General features: G+C 44.9%; 17 protein-coding genes. 16 read left to right on the forward strand and 1 reads right to left on the reverse strand.

The window, feature by feature from the left end; all coding sequences use genetic code 11:
- Positions 1 to 6 precede the first annotated feature (6 nt).
- Positions 7 to 1,485 (reverse strand): DUF2142 domain-containing protein, encoded by a 1,479-nt coding sequence (locus T357_RS0102320; RefSeq protein ID WP_049962221.1) that lies wholly within the window; start codon positions 1,483 to 1,485, stop codon positions 7 to 9.
- A 264-nt stretch (positions 1,486 to 1,749) separates the two neighbouring features.
- On the opposite strand from T357_RS0102320, the gene T357_RS0102325 reads away from it, so the two are divergent.
- From T357_RS0102325 to T357_RS0102405, 16 genes are all read left to right on the forward strand, one after another.
- Positions 1,750 to 2,934: an acyltransferase family protein gene (locus tag T357_RS0102325; protein ID WP_031548230.1), complete on the forward strand. Its 1,185-nt coding sequence runs from the start codon at positions 1,750 to 1,752 to the stop codon at positions 2,932 to 2,934.
- 100 nt (positions 2,935 to 3,034) lie between these two features.
- Positions 3,035 to 3,850 carry an ABC transporter permease gene (locus T357_RS0102330; protein ID WP_031548232.1) on the forward strand — a complete coding sequence of 272 codons (816 nt, stop codon included), beginning with the start codon at positions 3,035 to 3,037 and terminating at the stop codon, positions 3,848 to 3,850.
- Positions 3,851 to 3,967: 117 nt separating this feature from the next.
- The gene (locus tag T357_RS0102335; RefSeq protein WP_031548234.1) at positions 3,968 to 4,717 is read left to right on the forward strand and encodes a lysophospholipid acyltransferase family protein; all 750 of its coding nucleotides are present in this window, start codon (positions 3,968 to 3,970) and stop codon (positions 4,715 to 4,717) included.
- A gap of 33 nt (positions 4,718 to 4,750) precedes the next feature.
- Complete coding sequence (pheA, locus tag T357_RS0102340) at positions 4,751 to 5,893, forward strand: prephenate dehydratase (protein ID WP_031548236.1); 1,143 nt, start codon at positions 4,751 to 4,753, stop codon at positions 5,891 to 5,893.
- 14 nt (positions 5,894 to 5,907) lie between these two features.
- Entirely contained in the window at positions 5,908 to 8,127 is a 2,220-nt protein-coding gene (locus T357_RS0102345; RefSeq protein ID WP_031548239.1) for an RNA degradosome polyphosphate kinase, read from the forward strand.
- A gap of 24 nt (positions 8,128 to 8,151) precedes the next feature.
- Positions 8,152 to 8,853, forward strand: a complete 702-nt coding sequence (locus T357_RS0102350) for a response regulator transcription factor (protein WP_031548240.1) — start codon at positions 8,152 to 8,154, stop codon at positions 8,851 to 8,853.
- A gap of 180 nt (positions 8,854 to 9,033) precedes the next feature.
- Positions 9,034 to 10,248 (forward strand): sensor histidine kinase, encoded by a 1,215-nt coding sequence (locus tag T357_RS0102355; RefSeq protein WP_330373075.1) that lies wholly within the window; start codon positions 9,034 to 9,036, stop codon positions 10,246 to 10,248.
- Positions 10,232 to 12,808 carry a hypothetical protein gene (locus T357_RS0102360; RefSeq protein WP_031548244.1) on the forward strand — a complete coding sequence of 859 codons (2,577 nt, stop codon included), beginning with the start codon at positions 10,232 to 10,234 and terminating at the stop codon, positions 12,806 to 12,808. Before T357_RS0102355 ends, T357_RS0102360 begins: the two co-directional genes overlap by 17 nt.
- Positions 12,808 to 13,770: an ABC transporter ATP-binding protein gene (locus T357_RS0102365; RefSeq protein ID WP_031548246.1), complete on the forward strand. Its 963-nt coding sequence runs from the start codon at positions 12,808 to 12,810 to the stop codon at positions 13,768 to 13,770. Before T357_RS0102360 ends, T357_RS0102365 begins: the two co-directional genes overlap by 1 nt.
- Positions 13,748 to 14,470 (forward strand): ABC transporter permease subunit, encoded by a 723-nt coding sequence (locus T357_RS0102370; RefSeq protein WP_049962222.1) that lies wholly within the window; start codon positions 13,748 to 13,750, stop codon positions 14,468 to 14,470. The genes T357_RS0102365 and T357_RS0102370 overlap by 23 nt, the downstream gene beginning before the upstream one ends.
- Positions 14,471 to 14,611: 141 nt before the next feature.
- Positions 14,612 to 15,079: a VanZ family protein gene (locus T357_RS0102375; RefSeq protein ID WP_031548250.1), complete on the forward strand. Its 468-nt coding sequence runs from the start codon at positions 14,612 to 14,614 to the stop codon at positions 15,077 to 15,079.
- Positions 15,080 to 15,367: 288 nt separating this feature from the next.
- Positions 15,368 to 15,988, forward strand: coding sequence for a uridine kinase (gene udk / locus T357_RS0102380; protein WP_031548252.1), 621 nt, complete (start codon positions 15,368 to 15,370; stop codon positions 15,986 to 15,988).
- Positions 15,989 to 16,056: 68 nt separating this feature from the next.
- Positions 16,057 to 17,538, forward strand: coding sequence for a threonine synthase (thrC, locus tag T357_RS0102385; protein WP_242840049.1), 1,482 nt, complete (start codon positions 16,057 to 16,059; stop codon positions 17,536 to 17,538).
- A gap of 647 nt (positions 17,539 to 18,185) precedes the next feature.
- Positions 18,186 to 19,049: a class II fructose-1,6-bisphosphate aldolase gene (fba, locus tag T357_RS0102395; protein ID WP_031548256.1), complete on the forward strand. Its 864-nt coding sequence runs from the start codon at positions 18,186 to 18,188 to the stop codon at positions 19,047 to 19,049.
- Between the two features lie 186 nt (positions 19,050 to 19,235).
- Entirely contained in the window at positions 19,236 to 21,371 is a 2,136-nt protein-coding gene (locus T357_RS0102400) for a glutamine synthetase III family protein (RefSeq protein ID WP_031548257.1), read from the forward strand.
- Positions 21,372 to 22,136: 765 nt separating this feature from the next.
- The gene (locus tag T357_RS0102405) at positions 22,137 to 24,194 is read left to right on the forward strand and encodes a sugar phosphate nucleotidyltransferase (RefSeq protein ID WP_031548259.1); all 2,058 of its coding nucleotides are present in this window, start codon (positions 22,137 to 22,139) and stop codon (positions 24,192 to 24,194) included.
- The last annotated feature ends 34 nt before the right edge of the window (positions 24,195 to 24,228 follow it).

Genomic DNA, 24,228 nt, shown 5'->3' on the forward strand with positions numbered 1-24,228 from the left:
GGTCATCTAATATATCATTCTTGAAACGACAGTCTGGTAGCATCCGGCGAGGATTATTCCATCCATCACAATTTCTAATATAAGAAATAGCTTAGGGATTGATGCTGTTAGGTTTTGGGAAAGCCCTTTTCCCGATATGGCGTTAAGTTTTTCGATAAGACCTTTGATCCACTTTGCCCGGAAGCAAAGCAGCAGCACCGGCAGGTAGGGGAGGAAGTATCTTCCCTGAACTCCTAAGATGTAGAAGGTGTCCGCCGGGGTATAGGATAGCAGCATGCTGGTGAGCAGAATAAATGTCAGTAAGATAACGGTTCCTGCCATGATAATTCTTTTCCAAATTTCCGGAACCGGTTCTTCCGGATCATATGCTCCTGTGATTATAGCGCCTATCCAGAATACAAAAAGAAAAGGTACAGGCGTTGCCAGGCCTCTGTCAAAGGCTCCCAGCCACATACCGACTGTAGTTCCCAGATACTGGGTTCCAAGGATCTGGAAGGTGTTTCTGATGATGCGGAACACTAAAGTTTTATCCCGGAGGAGTTCCGAGAGATCATGAAGCTTTACAGTGTTTACTTCTCCCGAAGAAGTCAGTTCCGGTGCCTGGGTCACGCCGGAAGCATTGATATAACGAAGCACTTCACGGAGATTCACAAGCACGATGGAGCCGATTATCAATGCTCCGATAAGCAAAACTGTCATACCCCATCTCGCAAAGCTCGGCTTCTTCCACTTTTTTATCGGAATCATGAGGCATAATGCAAAAAGCGTTGAGTATATCATCTTGCAGGGAGACAGAAGCACCGCAAGAAGCCCCATCTCCACGATGTCCCTGATTGTTATCATACGATTCTCACTTCCGACAGCGTGGTCAAGAATCACCGCTGTAAGGTAAAAGCTCAGCGCCATGATGTAGGAGTCATAGCTGTAGCTTCCCGCTATTTCAAGTGCCATGGGAAAAAGAGATACGGCAAAAAATACTTTCTTTCCAACGGGAGTCCTTTTCACGGAAAGTGCTCCGAGAACAGAGAAAAGCAGAAGGTTCATAAATCTTCCCAGAAACAGAAGCCCAAAAGCGCTGAGATTTACAAACCTTGCCAGTGTGATCCCAAGGGCCGGCATAAGATATGCAAGTGGAGTTGTTGCCACGGGCTGCTGCAGAGTGATGCTTTCTCCTTCTTCTCTCACGCCGAAGAAACCATAATCATGTATTTCCTTGTAAACTGAAGCGTCCAGTGTCTGCCCGATAACCGTTGCTTTATTCCAGTCATTGTCTCCGGGCCAGTTTACGATGTATTCGTCTTCCTTTCGGATGATGACATTTCCGTTTGTGTCCCTTGCAGGTTTAAGCATCAGCTTATTTGAAAGCTCATAGGCTCCGACGAAATGCAGCACTTCATCCGGGGCCGAAAGAGGCGGGAGCACCGCCGTAAAGATCATGCCCATAATAAGGATTGTCAGAAAATATATCTTATGAAGCTTAAGCATCTTGATGTGCGCCCCCCGAATTCCAAAAATCTTCTAAACAACCAAAGCATATCATATTAGGGGTGTCAATTGAACTATTATATCCCGTCCGGAAAATGCAAGGGATGTGTGCCGGCCCACTCGATTGATAGCACATCGTGAGCGGTTTGTCCGTCTCATAATAGTTGTTTCTTGAGATTTTTACACGTTTTTAGTAGAGTTATTTAATAAAAAGCAGATTGGATATGGCTTTAAATAAAACGAATAACATTTTATGGGGTTTTTATGTCAGAGAAATCAGCTTCAAAGAGGCTTTACTATCTTGATTCATTGAAATATATCTTTTGTCTTATTATTTTCTGGACTCACTTTACGGGAGCTTTCTGGACAATGTGTGAGATCAAGCCGGATCTTCGTCCGGAGCTCCAGGCGCTTTTTCTTCCGCCGCTTTCCATACTGGTGGATTCAAATCTGGCACTTTACGGGTTCTGTATGCTGGCAGGGTACCTGGCGGCACATAAAAAGATATCGTCTTTGAAAGACCTGATTGTACAGTTTATCACAAGATATATCAGGTTTGTGATTCCGTTTTTCTTTATAAATCTTATTTCGTTTGTGATTTACTACACCATCGGATTTCCAACTGTCATTTCCAGTCAACTTCTGAATAACAGCTGGATAGGCACTTTCTACAATCATGCGCCAACCTTAAGCGGGCTCATCACTGCCTCACTGACCATGAGCGGCGAACTGAATGGCCCATTATGGATGATGAAGTACATCTTTTTCGGAACCTGTTTTATCTTTTTATATAATTTTGTAAGGGAACTCATAGAAAAGAAAGCATCATCCGGATCAGCGGCGGCAGTTATTATTTATGACATTATCTGTCTTCTTTGTATGATCTACAGTTTTTTTCATCTCCCGGAGCCAAACTTCTTCCACTTTCATCTGGTGCTCATGGGTGTAGTGCTGATGCGGATTAATGAACATATACAGAAAGGCAACAACTCCATTTTCCTGCCTGTTGCGATAGTGCCTGTATTTCTGGATGCCGGAGGACTCACCAATATCCTGTTTCCTTATATACATGCACATTTTCCGGAAATCAGTAAATACTTCATCTGGAACATGTACTGGGTAATAGGCTTCAGCTTTTTCCTGATACTGGGCATAATGCATACGCCCGCATTACAAAAAGCTTTGGAGATAAAGCCTTTGAGAGCACTGGCTCCCTCCAACTTCTCGATTTACCTTATTCATTTCCCGCTCATAAGCTGCTTTTCTTTACACCTTTATATACTGATGGTGAACCGTATATCCTACAGCAAAGAGTTCATTATTTTGGCGATCACCACCTTTATAGCCCTCTTTGTAATAGCCTGGATTTATGAAAACACAGTAGGAAAATTTCAAAACAGGATGATAAAAAAGATAAATGATACAATAATGAAAACCATCTGTTTATAAACCTGTAATATTAGGAAATACCTCAAAAAAGTGGTATAATGAGTTATTAAGATTTTTCGAGGAGTTATAAAGAGGCTTATTACAGAGCCCTTGTAAATATATGAAATATTTAAAACAACTGATAAGGGATATCATCGGGAGAAGGAGGATGATCCTGGATCTCGCAAAGTCAGATTTCCGAAAGAGATTTGTTGGATCCTATTTCGGGATCATCTGGATGTTTGTCCAGCCTCTCGTTACGGTAGCTATCTATGCTTTTATTTTCGGACCCTACGGCTTCAAATCGGCGCCTCCGGTTCCCAACACAAGCTACGTAATCTGGCTGATTCCCGGCCTTGTTCCCTGGTTTTACTTCAGTGAAGCCATGAACACCATAACCGGAATACTTCATGAGTACAGCTATCTCGTGAAGAAAGTGGTATTTCCGGTGGAACTTTTGCCCATCATAAAGCTGGCATCCTGCTTTTTTGTACACCTTTGCTTTATAGTTATCATGCTTGCGGCATATCTCATTTCCGGAAAGATGCCGCAGCCAAGCTGGATACAGATCCTATACTACAGCTTTGCGGCTTCCGTTCTGGCATTGGGACTTGGTTATCTTACAAGTGCTGTTAATGTCTTCTTTAAGGACATGCAGCAGATAGTAGGGATAATGCTTCAGTTCGGCATCTGGATGTGCCCCATTATGTATGATGAGACATTATTCACAAGCCGTGCACCCTGGGTCGGAACAGTACTTAAGTTAAACCCGTTTTACTATATCGTTGCAGGGTACCGTGATTCAATGCTGACAGGGGATCCGTTTTGGATGAGACCTACACTGAGCATTTACTTTTGGGCTGTTACCCTCATCATATTTTTCATGGGACTCGGATTCTTTAAACGGGTACGCCCGCATTTCTCGGACGTTCTTTGAGAAAAAATCCATGTTCCCGGATAACGTTATACCTTCCCGAAATCAAATATATTTATTTGAATTAAGGGCATTGATTTAAGCTCTTCATGAAGAAGAGTCAAGATTCAGGAGGAATTCATGATTTACACAATACTTGCATTGGCACATTTAATCTTTTTCTTCACAATCGGTGATATTTTTAATGCCAAAAAAATAGAAAAAGTTGAGGACAGAAGAGAAAGATCTCTTGCAACCCTTAATAAGGTGCAGGTGTTGTTTCGTAACATCCTGAATTCCTGCAAGGTTACTTATGATGTTGAAGGAATGGAAAACCTCACAAACATCCCAAAAGAAGAGGCAGTTATGTTTGTCGGTAATCACCGCTCATATTTTGATGTGGTTATAGGTTACACACTTGTAGACAGACCGACAGGTTTTATTGCAAAGATAGAGATGCAGAAGATTAAGCCTCTGGCAAGATGGATGGACTATGCAGGCTGTCTCATGATAGACAGAAACGATCTCAGGCAATCCCTTAAGGTTATCCTTACAGCAATAAAGTACGTGAAAGCCGGGATCTCCATTTACATTTATCCCGAAGGAACACGTTCTCATAGTGAGACGGAGGAAGAAATGCTGCCGTTCAAGGAAGGCTCCTTCAAGATCGCAGAAAAGGCCGGCTGCAAGATAGTGCCGATTTCAATGATACACACCAGAGAAGTTTTGGAATCCCATTTTCCTTTTATTCATCCTCAGCACGTTAAGGTAAAGATCGGAGAGCCGATACTTATGAGTGAGCTTACGGAAGAAGAAAGAAATCATATCGGAAGCTATGCCAGAGACAAGGTTATAGAGGGCATAAAGGAATTGAAAGCAAAAGAAGCTTAAAGACATAATTCAGAGACTGAAAGGGACCGACACATGGAAAACAAAGAGACACTTCTGGATATCAGGGATCAGCTTGACACCATAGACAGAGACATTACCCTGCTTTACAAGAAACGTATGGATCTCTGTGCCAGGGTTGCTGAAGTAAAGATCAACAGCGGAAAAGCAGTTTTTGATCCTGCGAGAGAACAGCAGAAGCTGGATTCGGTGGCGTCTTATCTGGAAAGTGATTTTGACAAGAAGGCAATTAAGGAACTGTATCGTCAGATGATGACCATTTCCCGGAGACTTCAGTTCGGTATCATGACTCAGCACGGAAAGAACTTTGATTCCGGTTTTTCGAAAATAAGCGAGATAGATAAGACAGGAAAGAAGGCTGTATATCAGGGAGTGGAAGGTGCCTATGCCCAGCTTGCGGCATTTAAATGTTTCGGTACAGATTATGACATAGAAAGCGTTCATACCTGGAAGGACGCAGCGGACATGGTGAGAGCGGGGAAAGCCGACTATGCAGTGATCCCTATCGAAAATTCAAGCCATGGCGTGGTTTCTGACAATTTTGACCTGATGATAAAATATCCCGAACTTGCTATAATAGAGGAAGTAGATTTAAAGGTAGAACATGCACTTATGGGTGTAGAGGGAGCTTCCGTTTCGGGACTTAAGGAAGTATATTCCCACCCTCAGGCATTGGGACAGTGCAGTGACTTTTTTGATGCCCATCCCGGTATAAAGCCGGTTCCGGTCATCAATACAGCCGTTGCCGCAAAGTACGTGAAAGATAAGGGGGATGCCGCGATAGCAGCATTAGCCTCGGAAAGATCTGCCGAGCTTTACGGTCTCAACATTCTTCAAAGATCAGTGAACCAGCAGAAAACAAACACCACAAGATTTCTCGTTATCGGAAAGGACAAGGTTTACACCGATAAGGCAAAGAGGATAAGCCTCTGCTTTGAAGCTCAGCACGAGCCGGGAGCTCTGTACAACATCCTCGGAAACTTTATTTTCAATGATGTCAATATGACTATGATCTCATCCCGTCCTATTCCGGAACACATCTTTGAGTATCGCTTTTTTGTTGATATCGAAGGAAGACTTGACATGCCAAATGTTATCAATGCAATTTCCGGCATGGGAGATCAGGTGTCAGAATTAAGGATACTCGGTAACTACTGATAAGGGAGTTTGCCATGGCATTTAATACTAAAAATGTTTTTGATCCGGGTAACTACACAAATCGTGAATTAAGCTGGCTTGACTTTGATGCCCGCTGTCTTTATGAGGCAAGGAATCATGACGAGCCTTTGTTTGAGAGACTGAAATTTTTAAGCATTACCGCCTCCAATCTGGATGAGTTCTATACCGTCAGAGTGGCTTCTCTCAAGGATCAGGTTAATGCCGGATATCTGAAGAAGGATATAGCCGGTATGACACCGCAGCAGCAGCTGGATGCCATCTCGGAAAAGGTTCAGGGATTTATGAGCCTGCAGTATTCAACCTACAACAGGTCCATACTGCCTGCCCTCAGGAATCAGGGACTTTACCTCATCTCCGAGCATGAGAAGCTTACTGAAGAGGAAGGCGGGTTTATCGATAAGTATTTTAAGGAGCAGGTATATCCTGTTCTTACACCGGTTGCTGTGGATTCCTCAAGGCCATTCCCGCTGGTGCTTAACAGAACCCTGAATATCGCGGCTCTGGTTAAACCCAAGAAGGTAAAGGGAAAGAGCATTACCAGCAAGAAACATAAAAAGGCAGCCGGCCTCGACATCACCCAGGACAACTTCGAGTTTGCGATGGTACAGGTGCCGAATACTCTTCCGCGTCTTGTGGAGCTTCCTGAGGAAACATTGTCAGACGGAAAGAAGCAGAGGGTCTTCATATTACTGGAAGAGGTCATAGAGCGTAATATGGGACTGCTGTTTGCGAATTACGAGATAGTATCCACCCATTTGTTCAGAATCATGAGAAATGCCGACCTCAGTATCGACGAAGAGGAGGCAACGGATCTTCTTGAAGAGATAAAGAAACAGCTTAAGCAGCGCCGCTGGGGCGAAGTAGTGCGTCTCGAGGTGGAGGACACCATAGATAAGCGGCTTCTCAAGGTACTCCGTAAAGAGCTTGCCATTGAGAACAAAAATGACGTTTACAGGATAAACGGTCCTCTGGATCTCACCTTCCTTATGAAGCTTTATAATGTGGAAGGCTTTGAGCATCTGAAGACCCCTCCGTATGTTCCTCAGCCGGTACCGGCTCTTGATAATGAGGATTCCATATTTAAATGCATCAGGCAGAAGGATATCTTTGAGACCGTACCGTATGAAACCTTTGATTCGGTTGTAAGGCTTATTAAGGATGCCTCGAAAGATCCGGAAACCCTGGCCATAAAGATCACACTTTACAGAGTGTCGGGTAATTCCCCCATAGTAAAGGCTCTGGAGGAGGCAACCGCAAACGGCAAGGATGTTACCGCTCTCGTGGAGCTTAAAGCCCGTTTTGACGAAGAGAACAATATCCAGTGGGCGGAACGTCTTGAGAAAGCGGGAGCTCACGTTATCTACGGACTTGTGGGACTGAAGACTCACAGTAAGATTGCCCTTGTAGTCCGCAGGGAAAAAGATGGAATCCGCAGATACGTGCATCTTGCAACCGGAAACTATAATGACAGCACGGCCAAGCTTTATACCGATCTCGGTATCTTCACCTGCCGTCCCGAATTCGGAGAGGATGCTTCCAATTTCTTCAACATGATCTCCGGATATTCTGAGCCCGAGAACTGGAATGAACTGATTCTGGCACCTTTATGGCTCAGAAAATGGGTATTGAAAAAAATACGTAAGGAAATAGAGAACGCAAAGAAAGGGCTTCCTGCTAAAATAACAGCAAAGATGAACTCTCTGTGCGATCCTGAGGTTATAGGAACTCTTTATGAGGCCAGTCAGGCAGGAGTCGAGATAGACCTTATAGTCAGAGGTATATGCTGCTTAAGAGCCGGCATACCCAAGCTCAGCGATCATATACGTGTGAGATCCATAGTCGGATATTTCCTTGAGCATGCCCGTATTTTCAGATTTGAAAACGGCGGGGATCCGGAGTATTATCTCGGAAGTGCAGACTGGATGCCGAGAAACCTTGACAGACGTATAGAGATTGTGTTCCCTGTTCATGACAAAGACATTCAGAACAGACTTCAGCATATCCTGGATCTGGAACTTGCGGATAATGTTAAAGCCTCTATCATGGATGAGAAAGGTGAGTATCATCACCCTGATCTGAGAGGCCGCAAGCAGATAAATTCCCAGGAGCTTCAGTGCAAAGAAGCCATGGAGCAGAGCAAAAAGCTGAAGGGCCGCAAAAAGTCTGAAAAGAAATTATTCAAACCAGTAGAACATAAAGATATTAAGAAGTAAAGACAAAAAGTAAAAGGAGTAGTTATGCCACAGATTAATATTCTTGTAGTAGATGATGAAAAGGAGATCGCCGAGCTTGTTGAGATTTATCTGGTAAGTGACGGATATAAGGTGTTCAAAGCCTATAACGCCGAGGATGGACTCAGGATTCTGGATGAGCAGGAGATCCACCTGGTACTCCTTGATATCATGATGCCGGGCATGAACGGTCTCGAGATGTGCAAGAAGATCCGTGAAAAGTCCAATATCCCTGTAATCATGCTTTCAGCAAAGTCCACAGACCTTGATAAGATCGTGGGTCTTACCGGAGGAGCTGATGATTACGTTACAAAGCCATTTAATCCTCTTGAGCTGACAGCCAGAGTGAAGTCACAGCTTCGCAGATATACACAGTTAAATCCGAACGCGGCCAACCAGTTCACTAACAATGAGATAACCATCCGCAACATGACTATCAATAAGGATAATCACAAGGTTATCATCGACGGAGAGGATATAAAGCTTACACCTATTGAGTTTGATATACTCTTCCTTCTGGCTTCTCATCCCGGTAAGGTATTCTCCACAGATGAGATATTTGAGAAGGTATGGAACGAAAAGGTTTATGAGGCCAATAACACAGTTATGGTTCATATCCGTCGTCTCCGCGGAAAGATGAAGGAAGACAGCAGAGAAAACAAGATCATTACCACCGTTTGGGGCGTTGGATATAAGATTGAAAAATGATTTTAAGCCGGACGGAGCACTGCAGACGCAGGAGTTCCTCCGGCTTTATTTGTAGAGTGCTATCGGTGTCATGGGGAACGGTCCTCAATTGTGATTGCCACCGGGGACGGTTCTCAACCGCGAGAACCGTCCCCGGTAGTATACCCATGGCAGAGAATCATTGAGAGGTGAGACAAAGCCTTGGATAACGAAAAGAAACAAAATACCGGCAGGATCAGTACAGGACGCGGTTACATGATGCAGATTATTGCAAATATTGGCGTTTCGGCAGTGATCACCGCAGTTCTTGAGGTCTTTCTGGTTACCAACATTACAGCCATCACAAGTTTTCTTTATCAGACGGGAAACGACTCGCAGACAGTGAAACGTTTTGCTTTCGGGTCTACGATAAGTGTCCTTCTTTTTGTGCTGTTCGGAATAGCTGTTTTTTCTTTTATCTTCCTGATGATGCAGAGGAAAACCGCAAGAGACATAGAGACCATCGCCAATGCGGTACAGCAGATTTCGGAAGGGGATCTCACCACAAAGCTTGATGTGACCGGTGAGGGAGAGCTGACAGAGATTGCCGAAAACATCAGCCGCATGGAGAAGGATATAAGGGATCTCATTGAGAAGGAGCGAAATTCGGAGCAGTCAAAAACAGACCTTATCACCAATGTTGCCCATGATCTGAGAACTCCTCTTACATCCATTATCGGATACCTGGAACTTCTCAGAAAGAACAACAGCATATCCCCGGAAATGAGACAGAAATACCTGGATATAGCCTACAACAAATCGGAGAGACTTCAGAAGCTTATCGAAGAGCTTTTCGGATTCACCAAGCTTTCCTACGGAAAAGTGAACCTGAACATCAAAGAGGTTGATATAGTAAAGCTCCTGGCACAGCTGCTGGAGGAAAGCTATCCTAATTTCGCGAAGAACGGGCTCAGCTACGATTATGTTTCCAATACCGGCTCCCAGATCATAGAAGCAGACGGTGACCTTCTGGCCCGGCTTTTTGACAATCTTATCAATAACGCCATCAAGTACGGCAAAGAGGGTAAGAGAGTAAAGGTTAACCTGCGTGCCGACAGAGAGATCGTCACCATCAAGATCGTCAATTACGGTTATGTGATCCCGGAAAAGGAACTGCCGCTTATTTTTGACAGATTTTACAGAACGGATCACAGTCGTACCACTCAGAACGGCCCCGGCGGAACGGGACTTGGACTTGCTATCGTTAAAAACATTACCGACATGCATCATGGTGCGGTTTCGGTATCTTCAGATCTTTCGGGAACAGTTTTTACTGTTAAGCTGAAGATCCACTTTGAGGAAGGGAAAGAGAATTTTGAATCCAGAAATATTGAATCCCACAATCATGACTCGAGAGGTTATGACTACAGAAGATAATGCAAGGCTCTCATTATGCCTGCTTTCAAAGATAAAGATTATTTGCGCCGTGCTTTTCATGGTGATGGTATTTCCTCTGATAACAAAAGCGGATACCATTGACCTTTCCGTCACCTATGGGTATCAGAATACTGCCAAGGCCGGAAGATTTCTGCCCCTGAGCATTACCATAGAAAATACAAGCGAAAAGACTTTTTCAGGTTATATCCATGTGTACATGGTGGAGTCTGAGAACAGTGTTTATGAGTACAGATACAGGAAGACCGTAGAAGGAGAATCCGAGGATGTGCTTTCGGCTACCGTATCCCTCAGTTCCGGAGTGAATCAGATTCTGGTGACCGCGGAGGATTCCAAGGGAGAATTGCTTGGCTCAAGGCGAGTGGGCCTGGATGTGGCGGGCTCTGACGCGGAACTGATCATTGGCCTTATTTCCCAGAGTCCCGAAACCCTTACCTACCTTGGCGGTGTTGGTATCAATAACGGTATCCTCCGCACGAGAACAGTAACTCTTGACACAGAAAATCTGCCGAAGGACAAGAAAGAACTTGACCAGCTGGATGTCCTTTTTATTTCCGACTATAACATTCATCTTATGACGGAGATCGAGGCTGAAACCATAATTGACTGGGTTAAAAGTGGCGGAGTCCTGGTTTTGGGAACAGGAGCAAAGGGAAATTTTGCTCTTGCGCCATACTTTGACGGTTATCTGAGGGAGCCCCTCATGCCGGGAGAAATGAAGCTCAATATGGGAGAGCAGTATTCCGGAGGATCCAATAAAAATATCCTTGATCTCAATGCTTCTGCCGTGACACTTACACGAGGAAGAGAAGTGATGTATTCCGACGGTGTCCCCATTATTTCTACTGTTACGGAAGGGACGGGCGCTATAGCTGTCTCGGGTTATGATTTTTGCGATATTCAGAGATTCGCAACGGATCAGATGTTCTATGTGGACGATCTTTTTAAGGCGATACTGGGACAGAACCGTCTGGACAAGCTGTCTGTTGCGGCATCGGAGAGAAGTCTCAAGCGTTACTGGGATATTCAGGCTCTTATGAATATGAGTGATCTCAGTAAGATCCCTGAACCTTTGTTTTATGTGACAATTCTGTCTGCTTATGTGCTTCTGGTGGGGCCGGGTCTTTATTTCTACCTCCGTACCCATGACATGATAAGGCTTTACAGACCCGGAGTTATAGTGGTTACTGCTCTGGCTGCCATGCTCGTATGGGTAATGGGCGTTGGAACCAGATTCTCAGGCCCTTTCCTTACATACGCAAAGCTCAATGAAGTGTCCAAAGACAGCATTAACGAGATCGATTATGTAAATCTGAGGTCTCCCTATAACAGTACCTATACCTTTGATGTAAAATCTGAATACTATGTATATCCGGTGCTTAAAGGATCCGATTATAACGGAGATATCCAGGAGCTTTCTTTGGATTCGGAAACCGGACACACTACCATCAATAATGATCGTGACAAAACTGAGATAATCATTTCCAGGACAGATACGTTTACCGGAAGATATTTTGAGTTTAACACGAAAACACCGAATCCCGGAGGCTGCTTTACCACAGATATGGTGTACTCAAACGGCAAGGTGCAGGGTGTGCTCAAAAATGATTCGGACTATGAGCTTTCTGATGCAGCCATCCTTATCTATGGCAAGGTTATCCTTATAGGGAAACTTGGAGCAGGTGAGGAAGTTGACCTGTCGGGAAAGGACATTGTCAATGTTCCCGTCGGGGATTATCAAAGGATTGCCGATACAGTTACGGACGGTGCAAATTTCAGCTTCCTGAAATATTATATTTCCGACAACATGGCGGGATATTACGGGGATGCAAGGCTTGTGGGATTTGTCCGTGAGAGCGGCCTGGGAGAACACTTAAGTTTCTCAGATCAGCTTAATTATGACAGCTACGGAGTCAGCATGGTGGTGGCATCTCTTCCTCTGGACACAAGGGTCGGGGATGAATACAGCTACAGTGTTATGTCTACGGACCCTGAGATCAGGACCGGAGATTATGACATCAGTGACAACACTATTTCTGGCGTGGTTCCTGCAGTTCTGGCTTACCACCTTGGAGAGGGCGATAACATTAGCAGTATAACCATAGAGAGCCTGAGCTCCGATGATTCAGGAAATCCTAACCACAGGATAGGAAATCTGAGACCGTTTAAGGGCTCCTTAAGCTTCTATAACAATAGTACCGGCGGTTTTGATCCCGTGGACATAGGAGATGGAGTTCTGAGCGATAAGGAGCTTACATACTATCTTGATGAGGATAATGTTCTCGTGGTGAAATATACACCGGGCGAGCAGAATCTGGGCATCGATGAGAGAATGTATCTTCCGATGATCACTGTCACCGTGAAGGAAAATGTTACTGTCATAAATCAGATACTTGAAAATGAAGTCGGAGGTGAGCAGCAGGAAGGAGAAGGACCGCTTCCGCTGGATGCCGATGGAAGTGTTGTTGCCGACGAAATTGCACCGTCGGTTCCTGCGACTGTTCAGGAGACCGTTTCCGAGACTGGGAAAGGAGACAGCTGATGATCTCCCTTGAAAATGTTAAAAAAACATATGGACATATAAATGCTCTTGACGGGCTCACTATGCACATAGAAGACGGTGCCATGTATGGTTTTGTCGGTCCCAACGGAGCCGGCAAAACCACAGCTATCCAGATGATGTGCGGCCTTGATTTCCCTGATCAGGGAGTTGTCATGGTGGATGATATGGAAGCCGGTTCCAATGTCCGCAGACTTAAGAAAAGGATAGGATATGTTCCTGATTACACCGGAAGCTACCCGAATCTCCGCATCATAGAGTATATGGATTTTTTTGCGGACTGCTATGATATTAATGAGCCGAAGATAAAGAGGCGCATTCAGAAACTTCTCAATATGGTAGGACTTGCCGACAGGCAGAACCAGTACATGGATTCCCTGAGTCGTGGAGGGCAGCAGAAGCTGAGCCTTGCGAGAGCCCTTATCCATGACCCGAAGATACTCATACTGGATGAGCCTACTGCAGGTCTTGATCCCAATACAAGATTTGAGTTCCGGCAGATAATAGCAAACCTTGCTGATACCGGAAAAACCATAGTGATTTCGTCCCATATACTTAACGAGATTTCTGAACTCTGTACCGATATAGGTATCATTGATCAGGGAAAAATCGTTATGGAAGGAAAAATCGAGGATGTACTTGATCAGGTTAATGCTTCGAACCCCATCATCATCTCAGTCTCGGGTAATCTTAGTTCGGCCCTTACTACATTGCGGGCAGACAAGATGGTTAAGTCTGTGAGCATCCGTAACAAGGATCTCCTTATCACATACGGGGGTTCAGACCGGGATGAGGCTCTGCTTCTGAAAAAGCTTGTTGAGGCAGGGGTTAATATTAAAGGGTTCCATCGTGAGAAGGGAAATCTGGAGTCGTTGTTCCTGCAGCTTACCGGAGCAAGGGAGGAAAGGAGGGTGACCTACTATGAAGCTGAGTCCGATTTTTAAAAAGGATGAGATAACAAGCGTCAGAAGATATTTTCTTCCTTTTCTTATCACTCTGGTAAATGGCTGCCTTGCCTTTCTTGTACTTGTGAATCTTTTCTATGTTTCGAAAAACGCAAGAGCAACGGGGGAGATATCCTATATCAATTTCCTGAGGATCTACTATATCGCAGCAGCAGCTGAGCTGCTCCTTATACTTCTCATAGCACCGGCGCTTACATCTTCTTCCATTTCGGGAGAAAGAGAGAGGAAGACTCTGGGCCTGCTTCTGACGACGCAGCTGGATCCCTGGGATATAGTGATCGGTAAGTTTCTGGGAGCATTGAGTACACTGCTTCTTCTGGCCATCACCTCCATACCCATACTTTCAACTGTGTATATATATGGAGGGATTACACTTACCGAGGTTTTGCAGTATACAGGGGCCCTCATGGTGACGGCAGTCTTTTGCACCAGTGTCGGGATCATGGGAAGTTCTCTCGTAAACAGTACTGCAGCGGCCAATGCCATAGCGTATGTGATCATATTTATCAGCTATGCATTGATCATAGTGTCATATATATTTAAGGACGCCATGGGCATAAGTGAGGCGAGACTTATTTCTGAAGCAGTAGCCGCTATGCTCCTGTTGTCGGCATTTATGCTTTATATCAGTAAGAGACAGATTACGCCGCGAAGGAGAAAGAAGATAAAGGAAGGATAGAGGAAGCTCGGATTTGGACATAGGTGACATGAAGAAATGACTTTTATTGAGCCAATCAGATTGACGCCGGCATATCAGATATTCCGGATAAAAAACATTGATATATGAGGAACAAATCGACATATGATCAGAGAGGTAAATATGAGCAGTAGGCGGTGGATATTTCTGGTGCTGACTCTGCTGTGGATGCTGGTGATATTTTTAATGTCTTCGCAGCCTGCTGATGACTCCACTGAAACGAGTTTGTATGTGGGAGAAACCATAGGAAAAGTTTTTGTACCGGGATACACCGGGTGGTCACCGGAGGAACAGATTGAATTTGCCGAACATATCGATCATCCGGTGAGAAAAGCAGCCCATGCCACGGAGTATACGGTACTTGGTATCCTTTTGTTTATGACCTGCCGGAGCAGTTTTGGAATGAATCTTAAAGGTTCCTTCAGGACAGCTTTTTTAACAGGAACAATCTATGCCGCAACAGATGAGTTTCACCAATTGTTTGTGCCCGGAAGAGCAGGAATGATATCTGATGTTCTCATCGATTCCATGGGAGTATTGTTTGGATGCCTCGTGATCTATGCCTTGTACAAGGTTTTCAGGAAGAATTGAAATGTACTCTCAGAGAATGTGCCGCCAATTCTGAAGTGGTCATGATACAATGTTGATCCGATGACAGATTAACAAAGCTTTTAAATATATCAGTGCTATAACTGGGATTTATACAACCGGGGTTTTGCCCCGGTTTTTCTTTTGTCTTCGGTTGAAAAGGACTTATGGATATGATTATAATGATGTAGAAACTCTACGGGAAAGGTGAAACGGCGGCAGTACAACCCGACGGTGGAATCCGCTCCCGAGGTATCGTTGTTTCAACAAAAACACAGAGGTGTAATATTTATGAGCTGTATTATGATCGGCATCGCCGGCGGTTCCGGTTCCGGCAAGTCAACATTTACAAACAGGATCAAAGCTGAATTCGGAGATAAGGTAACTGTCATTTATCATGATAATTACTATAAGTCCAATGACGGAATACCTTTTGAGATACGTCAGAAAAACAATTATGATTCTCCTGAGGCATTTGAAACGGATCTTCTGATCTCACATTTAAAGGCCCTGAGACGTGGAGAAACGGTACAGTGTCCGGTTTATGATTATTCACAGCATAATCGTACAGACAAGACCGTAGAACTTAAGCCTTCAAAGATCATCATTGTGGAAGGCATTTTGGTTCTTGAGAATCCCGAGCTTCGTTCACTTTTTGATATAAAGATTTATGTTGAAGCTGATGCCGATGAGCGAATCATCAGACGAATCATCAGGGATGTTAAGGAAAGAGGCAGACAGGTTGAGGACATATCCACCCAGTATCTCACAACCGTAAAGCCTATGCATTATCTTTATGTTGAACCTACAAAGGCTATGGCGGATATCGTCATCAACAGTGGAATGAATGATGTGGCATTCGATCTTATGAAAACAAAAATCAGCAGTCTTTTAAAAAATGGAGCCGATTAGACCTGCATCTGTATGGCAGAAACAAACGGCAAAAACATATGTATATAGATGAGGAGGAAACAGTACCAATGCTTTACAATAGTACACGTGGCGGAGAAACAGGCCTGCAGGCATCAGAGGCTATACTTAAGGGACTTGCCGATGACGGCGGATTATTTATGCCGGAGTCACTTCCCAGGCTTTCAAAATCTTTAAAGGAGCTCAGCGGCATGTCCTATCAGGATCTCGCTTATGAGGTAATGAAAGAGTTCCTTACGGATTTCACGGAGGAGGAGCTTCGTCACTGCATCAACTCTGCTTATGATGAGAAATTCGAGACTCCGGAGATAGCTCCCCTTGTAAAGAAGGACGATGCATATTTCCTTGAGCTTTTCCACGGAAGAACCATTGCCTTTAAGGATATGGCACTTTCCATACTTCCTCACCTCATGGTGACAAGTGCAAGAAAGAACAATGTTACCGACAAGATCGTTATCCTTACAGCCACCTCCGGCGATACCGGAAAGGCTGCCATGGCAGGCTTCAGTGATGTGCCGGGTACAGAGATCATAGTTTTCTATCCTTACGGCGGTGTATCAAAGTTCCAGGAGCTTCAGATGCGTACAGAGCCGGGGCTCAATACTCATGCGGCGGCTATCCATGGTAATTTCGATGATGCCCAGACAGGGGTTAAGAAGATATTTGGAGATAAGGAGTTTGCAAAGAAGCTGAAGGACAAGGGTGTTATCCTGAGCTCTGCAAACTCCATCAATATCGGACGTCTCGTTCCCCAGGTTGCATACTATGTTTATGCTTACGCCAAGCTGATTGCCACAGGTGAGATCGAAGACGGTGAGAAGATCAATGTCTGTGTTCCTACAGGCAACTTCGGAAACATCCTTGCGGCTTACCTCGCAAAGCATATGGGTGTTCCTATCGAGAAGCTGATTTGTGCTTCCAATGAGAACAGAGTGCTTACCGATTTCTTCGGAACCGGAAAGTATGACAGGAACCGTCCTTTCATCCTGACCTCAAGTCCTTCCATGGATATCCTTATCAGTTCAAATCTTGAGCGTCTCATATATCTCAGCACAGGTCGTTCCGCTGAGAAGACAGCAAAGCTTATGGCTGACCTTAAGGAGACCGGTGTTTACGAGATTACTGATGAGATGCGTTCCTTTATCAAGGATTTCGTGGGTGGCTATGCTGATGAGGAGTCTGTATTTGCCTCCATCAGGGCTCTCAAGGAGAAGACCGGTTATGTTATCGATCCTCACACAGCGGTTGCCAAGGCGGTTTACGATAACTATGTTAAGGAAAGCGGCGACAAGACAAAGACTGTTATCGCTTCGACTGCAAGTCCTTTCAAGTTCTCTCCGAATGTCATGAAGGCCCTGGGTGAGAACGGCGATGATGAGGATGTTTTCAAGGTTATCGATGCGCTTCAGAAGATTGCGGGTGTTCCGGAGCCGAGAGCAATTAAGGATGTACGAAGCGCGGAGATTCGCCACAACACAGTCTGTGAGATAGCAGATATGGAAGATGTTGTTGAGAAGTTTCTCTTCGGTTGATGACGTACGACCGGAGCCGGCGGGCATCCATTTAAAGACGAGTCGTCTCGTCGGAAAAATTTAAAATCGGACCCCTACGAGTCGGCGGGTGTCCATTTAAAAACGAGTCGCTGCGGCGGAAAAATCTAAGGTCAGACCCCTAAGAGACACTAGGCCCTCGCCAATGTCTGAGTTTACTTTTATGAAAACTCAGACTTGGCGAGGGGGCTAAGGAAAAGGAACCAAGTGTCTCTAAGGGGTCTGACCTTGATTTTTCTCGTCCTCGCTCAACGTTTTTAAATGGACACCCGTCGGCTCATAGGGGTCCGATTTTATTTTTTCTCGACTCGGCTCAACGTCTTTAAATGGATGCCCACCGGCTCCGGTCTGTTTTATACTCGGACGTACAGTTACAATACGGAGAAATTTGTGTATTTTTAATAACGAAGAGTACCATATTGGGTTAAAAAATGCTATTATAGACCAAGATGATTTTTTCACCGCTAATTTGTTTAGTGATGATATTTTCGGCTTTTTGGAAAAATGGTATTTGTAAGGGCATGATGCGAAATTTTTAACAATCTTTTATGTTCTTATAGAAATACAATACATAGTATGTTAATATATTAACAGGCTATGTAAAAGTAATTACATTAGGAGGAAATCAAATGTTAGTAAACGCAAAGGACATGCTGGACAAGGCACTTGCAGGACACTATGCAATCCCACAGTTCAACATCAACAATCTCGAGTGGACAAAGTCAATTCTTCTTGCTTGTGAAGAGTGCAAGTCACCTGTAATCCTCGGTGTATCTGAGGGTGCCGGCAAGTACATGACAGGCTTCAAGACAGTAGTTGCTATGGTTAAGGCTATGGATGAGTCTCTTGGAATCACAGTTCCTGTAGCTCTTCACCTTGATCACGGTACATACGAAGGCTCCAAGGCTTGTATCGAAGCTGGATTTACTTCTATCATGTTTGACGGCTCTCACTATGATATCAATGAGAACGTTGAAAAGACAAAAGAACTTGTTAAGACAGCTCATGATTTAGGCATTTCTATTGAGGCTGAAGTTGGCGGCATCGGTGGTGTAGAAGACGGTGTTGCATCTGACGGTGAGAAGGCTGATCCTAATGAGTGCAAGATGATCGCTGATCTCGGAATCGATTTCCTTGCTGCAGGTATCGGAAACATTCACGGTGTATATCCTGCTGACTGGAAGGGTCTTGATTTTGATGTTCTTGCAGCTATCAAGGATAAGATCGGTGAGCTTCCACTGGTTCTCCACGGTGGTTCAGGTATCCCCGAGGATCAGATCAAGAAGGCTATCTCTCTCGGTGTTTCAAAGATCAATGTAAACACAGAGCTTCAGCTTGTATTTGCCAAGGCTACAAGAGAGTACGTTGAGGCTGGCAAGGATAAGGAAGGCAAGGGCTATGACCCTCGTAAGCTCCTTAAGCCGGGCACAGAGGCTATCATTGCAGAGTGCAAGAACAAGATCAATATCTTCGGTTCTGCTAACAAGGCTTGATAAGCAAAATAATAAATTTTCAAAAGCTGTCGGAATGAAAGTTCCGGCAGCTTTTTCATCACATTAACCAATGTCTTTAATGAAAAGCAGAATATTTTTTTCTTGCCACACTGTTATTCGGTGGTTTACAATCAGCACAGCACAACTAAATATACAAAGACAAGGGTGTTAAAAGGAGATTTGAGAATGAATGATGTTCTGAATGTTGCTGAAATCTTTGGCGAAGATGTATTCAACGACAAGGTTATGCAGGAACGTCTTCCGAAGGCTGTTTATAAGAAGCTTAAGAAGACGATCACTGAGGGCTATGAACTTGATCCGACCATTGCGGATTCTGTTGCTCAGGCAATGAAAGAGTGGGCTCTCGAGCATGGTGCTACCCACTATACTCATTGGTTCCAGCCACTTACGGGTATAACTGCCGAAAAGCATGATTCCTTTATTTCAGCTGCTGATCAAAACGGAAAGGTCATCATGGAGTTTTCCGGCAAAGAGCTTGTCCGCAGTGAAACAGATGCATCATCTTTTCCTTCCGGCGGACTTCGTGCAACATTCGAGGCCAGAGGTTATACCATCTGGGATTGCACAAGCCCTGCATTTTTACGTCACGAAGGTGATAACAGAGACATTGTCACCCTTTGCATTCCTACTTCTTTTTGCTCCTTCGGCGGTGAGGCGCTTGATACCAAGACTCCGCTTCTCCGTTCAATGCAGGCTGTAAATGAACAGGCCCTGCGTATTCTTCGTCTTTTTGGAAATACAAGCTCTAAAAGTGTCAAGCCTTCTGTAGGTGCCGAGCAGGAGTATTTCCTCGTAGATCGTAACAAATATTTAAAGCGTAAAGACCTTATCTATACAGGCCGTACCCTGTTTGGCGTGATGCCTGCAAAGGGTCAGGAGCTTGATGATCACTATTTTGGTTCCATCAGACACAGAATCGCCGAGTTCATGCGTGATGTAGACATTCAGCTTTGGAAACTCGGAGTAACGGCAAAAACAGAACATAATGAAGTTGCACCGGCACAGCATGAGCTTGCACCGGTTTATGATGAGGCAAATCTTGCTGTAGATCATAACCAGCTGTTGATGGAGGTAATGAAGAAGACTGCGCCCAAGCACGGTCTTGAGTGTCTTCTTCACGAAAAGCCGTTTGAAGGTATCAATGGTTCCGGTAAGCACAATAACTGGTCCCTTACCACAGACGACGGCATTAACCTCATGAGCCCCGGAGATACACCTCATGAAAATGTTCAGTTCCTGCTGGTTCTGGCCTGCGTTCTCGCTGCGGTTGACAAGCATGCGGATCTTCTCAGACTCAGCGCAGCAGACGTGGGAAATGAGCACAGACTGGGAGCTGATGAGGCACCTCCTGCAATCATTTCCGCATTTATCGGAACACAGCTTGAGGATGTGGTGGAGCAGCTCATCGGTCAGGGCTATGCTACAAAGTCCAAGAAGGGCAAGAAGCTTCCTACCGGTGTCAACACCATGCCGGATCTCTATGCTGACGTTACAGACCGTAACCGTACATCACCATTTGCCTTCACCGGAAACAAATTCGAGTTCCGTATGGTAGGTTCCAGCGATTCCATTGCCGAGGCTAATATCATCCTCGATGCAATAGTGGCTGAGCAGTTCAAAGAGGCTGCGGATGTACTTGAGAAGGCAGAGGATTTCAAAACTGCCTGCCACGACTACATTAAGAAGCTTCTTACAGAGCACCAGAGAATCATCTTCAACGGCAACGGTTACAGCGAAGAGTGGGTTAAGGAAGCCGAGAGACGCGGACTTCCGAATCTTCCGTCAATGGTTGATGCCATACCTGCACTCACAACCGAAAAAGCTGTTAAGCTCTTCAAAGAATTTGGCATTTACACTCAGCCAGAGCTTGAGAGCCGCACAGAGGTTGAGTATGAGCACTATGTAAAGGTAACCAACATTGAAGCCCGTGCCATGATCAATATCTCCGGAAAGCAGATTATTCCGGCGGTTATTCACTACACCACAAGACTTGCGGATTCTGTGAATAAGGTCGTGAAGGCCTGCCCTGATGCCAATGTTTCTGTTCAGAAGACTCTCCTTGAAAGAGCTTCAAAGCTTCTCGGGGACATGGAGGATGCACGTACCGATCTTTACGAGAAGGTTGAGAAGTACGGCAAGGAGAAGAATGCCGAGAAGAAGGCTCATAAATACCACGATGTTATCGTTCCTGCCATGAAGGCTCTGAGAGCTCCCGTTGACGAGCTTGAGCAGATCGTGGACAAGGATCTATGGCCATATCCAAGCTATGGCGATTTGATCTTCGAGGTTTCTGAGCCGTAAATGTATTATAAGACGGACGAGAAAATGCAAGGGACGCGTGGCGGCCCACGAGATTGAAATGGTGCAGAAAATGCAGGGGACGTGCGACGGCCCACGAGATTGAAAGTACATCCTAATAGGCGTGTCCGTACCCGATCACACTTACGTGTGTCGTGTACGGACACGCCTATTAGTCTGTTCTTTCAACTCGAGAAAGGAGAAAATGCCATTGGAATGCGCTACGCGCAGGCATTTTCGTTTGATTTCGGCTTACGCCGAAACAGCCTCGCCGCCTGGGGGCATCAGCGTTTCTTACGAAACGCTGATAAAGCAAGCCTTGCCACCCATCCCTTGCATTTTCTCTGACTTTGACTGATAGTTCCTTGCCTCAAAATACGATTTTTGGAATATAGGTCATGGTAAGGTTGATAGTTCCTTGCCTCAAAATTCAAATTCTGGGATATAAGTCATGATAAGACAGATCCTTTCTTGACTCATAATCTGATTTTATGGAAATAGGTCATATATAAGTGGACTCATTCATGACCTATAACTCATTTTTGGAGATATAGGTCATTGAAGATCATATTGTTCATTGATTCATATTCCGTAATGGAGATATAAAGTCATTTTTTATACCGGGTAAATGAATTTGAGACCTTAATGTGACGATGGTACATAAGGTGAATACTTGAAATCATGAGAAGATGATGGTATCATGTTCAAAAACAAGGAAGATTTTGCTGATTTGAACAAAACATGAGGCGTATTGCCGAAGGAAGAGATATGAGTAAGGCGAGCAGGGAATCGATTATTATTTTAAGGACTCTTTTTGAAAACAGGGAGAGTACCCAGAGGGATATTGCACAGCAGCTGGAGGTGTCGCTGGGGAAGACCAACAAGCTTATAGCGGAAACGGTTGAAGAGGGGCTTCTGTCGAAGGTGGAGAGCTCGGAGGGAAGGGGAAGAAATGTCTCTTACGAGATAACCGAAACGGGAAGAAGGATGCTGGAGAAGTATCGGGTGGAAAGAGCGCTGATACTGGCTTCAGGATTCGGATCAAGGTTTGTGCCGCTTACTTATGAGACACCCAAGGGACTTCTTGAGGTTTTTGGGGAGCGCATGATCGAGCGTCAGATAAGGCAGCTTCATGAAGTGGGTGTCAGAGACATTACCATCATGGTGGGATACCTCAAGGAGAAGTTTGATTATCTCATCGATAAGTATGATGTAAAGCTTATCTATAATCCTGAATACAGTGATAAAAATACGCTTGCGACTTTGTATCATGCGAAGGATGTACTTAAGGGTAAAAACTGCTATATCCTGTCCTCCGACAACTGGATGAGGGACAATATTTATCACAGTTTCGAGGCGGATACCTGGTATGCGGCAACCTTTATGAAGGGTGAGACCCGTGAATGGGCTATGGAGACCGGAAAGAACGGTGCCATAAAGGATGTGCGCGTCGGCGGCTGCGACAAGTGGTGCATGTACGGTCCGGTTTATCTCACAAAGGAATTTTCGGAAGCATTTCTTCCGCTTATTGAAGCTTACTACAAGATGCCCGGAACCGAGCAGTTCTACTGGGAGGATGTTCTCATCAGAAACCTGAAGAATCTTCCGGATATCTATATAAACAAGCAGCCTGAGGGCGTGGTTTATGAATTCGAAAACCTGGAGGAGCTCCGCCGCTTTGACGAGAAGTATGTTAACAATTCAGGCTCCAAGGCCATGCAGCTGGTTTCGGAAATATTCGGAATTCCGGAGTCGGAGATCATAAACATTAAGTGCCTGAAGGCGGGTATGACCAATAAGTCCTGGTATTTTAATGTTTCGGATTCGGAGGAAATCTCTGAGAAGTACAGGAACAAAGCCTTTATATGCCGTATCCCCGGACCCGGAACGGAGAAGCTTATTAACCGTCGGCAGGAGGGTGAGGTTTACAAAGCTGTGGCAGGACTTGATATAACTGAAGAGCTTGTGTATTTTGACGCGGAAAGCGGATACAAGATATCGAGATATTATCATGGGGCAAGAAACGCGGATTTTGATAATGTCGAGGAGCTTTCACAGTGCATGTCGGTGCTCAAAAAGCTTCATAATTCCGGAATAAAGCTTGGACATGATTTTGACCTGAGAAGAGAGCTTGGTAACTATGAAAAGGATATAAAGGAAGCAGGAGCTGAGGTTCCTTACGAGGATTATCCGGCTGTCAGGATGAAGGCGGAGGAGGTGCTCGGCTGGATCGATTCTTTGAACAGGCCTAAGACCATCGCGCATATCGATTCCGTAAAGGACAATTTCATTTTTACTGATGAAGGCTTAAAGATGATCGACTGGGAGTATGCGGGAATGGCGGATCCTTTGCTGGATCTTGCTATGTCGGCAATTTACTCCTACATGAGCTTTGATAAGGCGAAGGAGCTTGTAAGGGTGTACGCTGCTGCACCTGAACCCGGAAAGGTTCAGGATATAAAGCTGCAGGCAGATGGAGAGTCGGGGATTCCCGGCTCGGAAACCGAATCCATAAATCAGAATAAAAAACTGCAGTCAGGTGGGGAAGAAAAAGGTCTGTTGGAAACCTCCGGGGTGGCAGATGCGCTTGCAGAGTCAGAACTGCAGAAGATTTTCGAGTCTCGTGGAGGCATTGCCCTGAAGGGGCTTTCACCGGACGACGCCTATGCCATAGTGATCGCCTACATGGGTCTCGGCGGGCTTCTCTGGGCGCTTTGGGGGATATATAAGATGGCTTTGGGGGAAAGTTTCGGAGATTACACCCTTAAGATGTACAGGTATTTCAAGGACTCCTACAAAATCTTACGAAACCTGGAAAAATTTTAATGTAATAGAAAAAGACTTACGCTTGAATGCGTGA

Origin of the sequence: Oribacterium sp. FC2011, assembly GCF_000701645.1 — a bacterium.
Lineage (GTDB): Bacteria > Bacillota > Clostridia > Lachnospirales > Lachnospiraceae > Oribacterium.

Coding starts and splice junctions, on each gene's coding strand:
- T357_RS0102320 (WP_049962221.1), bottom strand. CDS start 1,485: ATGCTTAAGCTTCATAAGATATATTTTCTGACAATCCTTATTATGGGC.
- T357_RS0102325 (WP_031548230.1), top strand. CDS start 1,750: ATGTCAGAGAAATCAGCTTCAAAGAGGCTTTACTATCTTGATTCATTG.
- T357_RS0102330 (WP_031548232.1), top strand. CDS start 3,035: ATGAAATATTTAAAACAACTGATAAGGGATATCATCGGGAGAAGGAGG.
- T357_RS0102335 (WP_031548234.1), top strand. CDS start 3,968: ATGATTTACACAATACTTGCATTGGCACATTTAATCTTTTTCTTCACA.
- pheA (WP_031548236.1), top strand. CDS start 4,751: ATGGAAAACAAAGAGACACTTCTGGATATCAGGGATCAGCTTGACACC.
- T357_RS0102345 (WP_031548239.1), top strand. CDS start 5,908: ATGGCATTTAATACTAAAAATGTTTTTGATCCGGGTAACTACACAAAT.
- T357_RS0102350 (WP_031548240.1), top strand. CDS start 8,152: ATGCCACAGATTAATATTCTTGTAGTAGATGATGAAAAGGAGATCGCC.
- T357_RS0102360 (WP_031548244.1), top strand. CDS start 10,232: ATGACTACAGAAGATAATGCAAGGCTCTCATTATGCCTGCTTTCAAAG.
- T357_RS0102365 (WP_031548246.1), top strand. CDS start 12,808: ATGATCTCCCTTGAAAATGTTAAAAAAACATATGGACATATAAATGCT.
- T357_RS0102370 (WP_049962222.1), top strand. CDS start 13,748: ATGAAGCTGAGTCCGATTTTTAAAAAGGATGAGATAACAAGCGTCAGA.
- T357_RS0102375 (WP_031548250.1), top strand. CDS start 14,612: ATGAGCAGTAGGCGGTGGATATTTCTGGTGCTGACTCTGCTGTGGATG.
- udk (WP_031548252.1), top strand. CDS start 15,368: ATGAGCTGTATTATGATCGGCATCGCCGGCGGTTCCGGTTCCGGCAAG.
- thrC (WP_242840049.1), top strand. CDS start 16,057: ATGCTTTACAATAGTACACGTGGCGGAGAAACAGGCCTGCAGGCATCA.
- fba (WP_031548256.1), top strand. CDS start 18,186: ATGTTAGTAAACGCAAAGGACATGCTGGACAAGGCACTTGCAGGACAC.
- T357_RS0102400 (WP_031548257.1), top strand. CDS start 19,236: ATGAATGATGTTCTGAATGTTGCTGAAATCTTTGGCGAAGATGTATTC.
- T357_RS0102405 (WP_031548259.1), top strand. CDS start 22,137: ATGAGTAAGGCGAGCAGGGAATCGATTATTATTTTAAGGACTCTTTTT.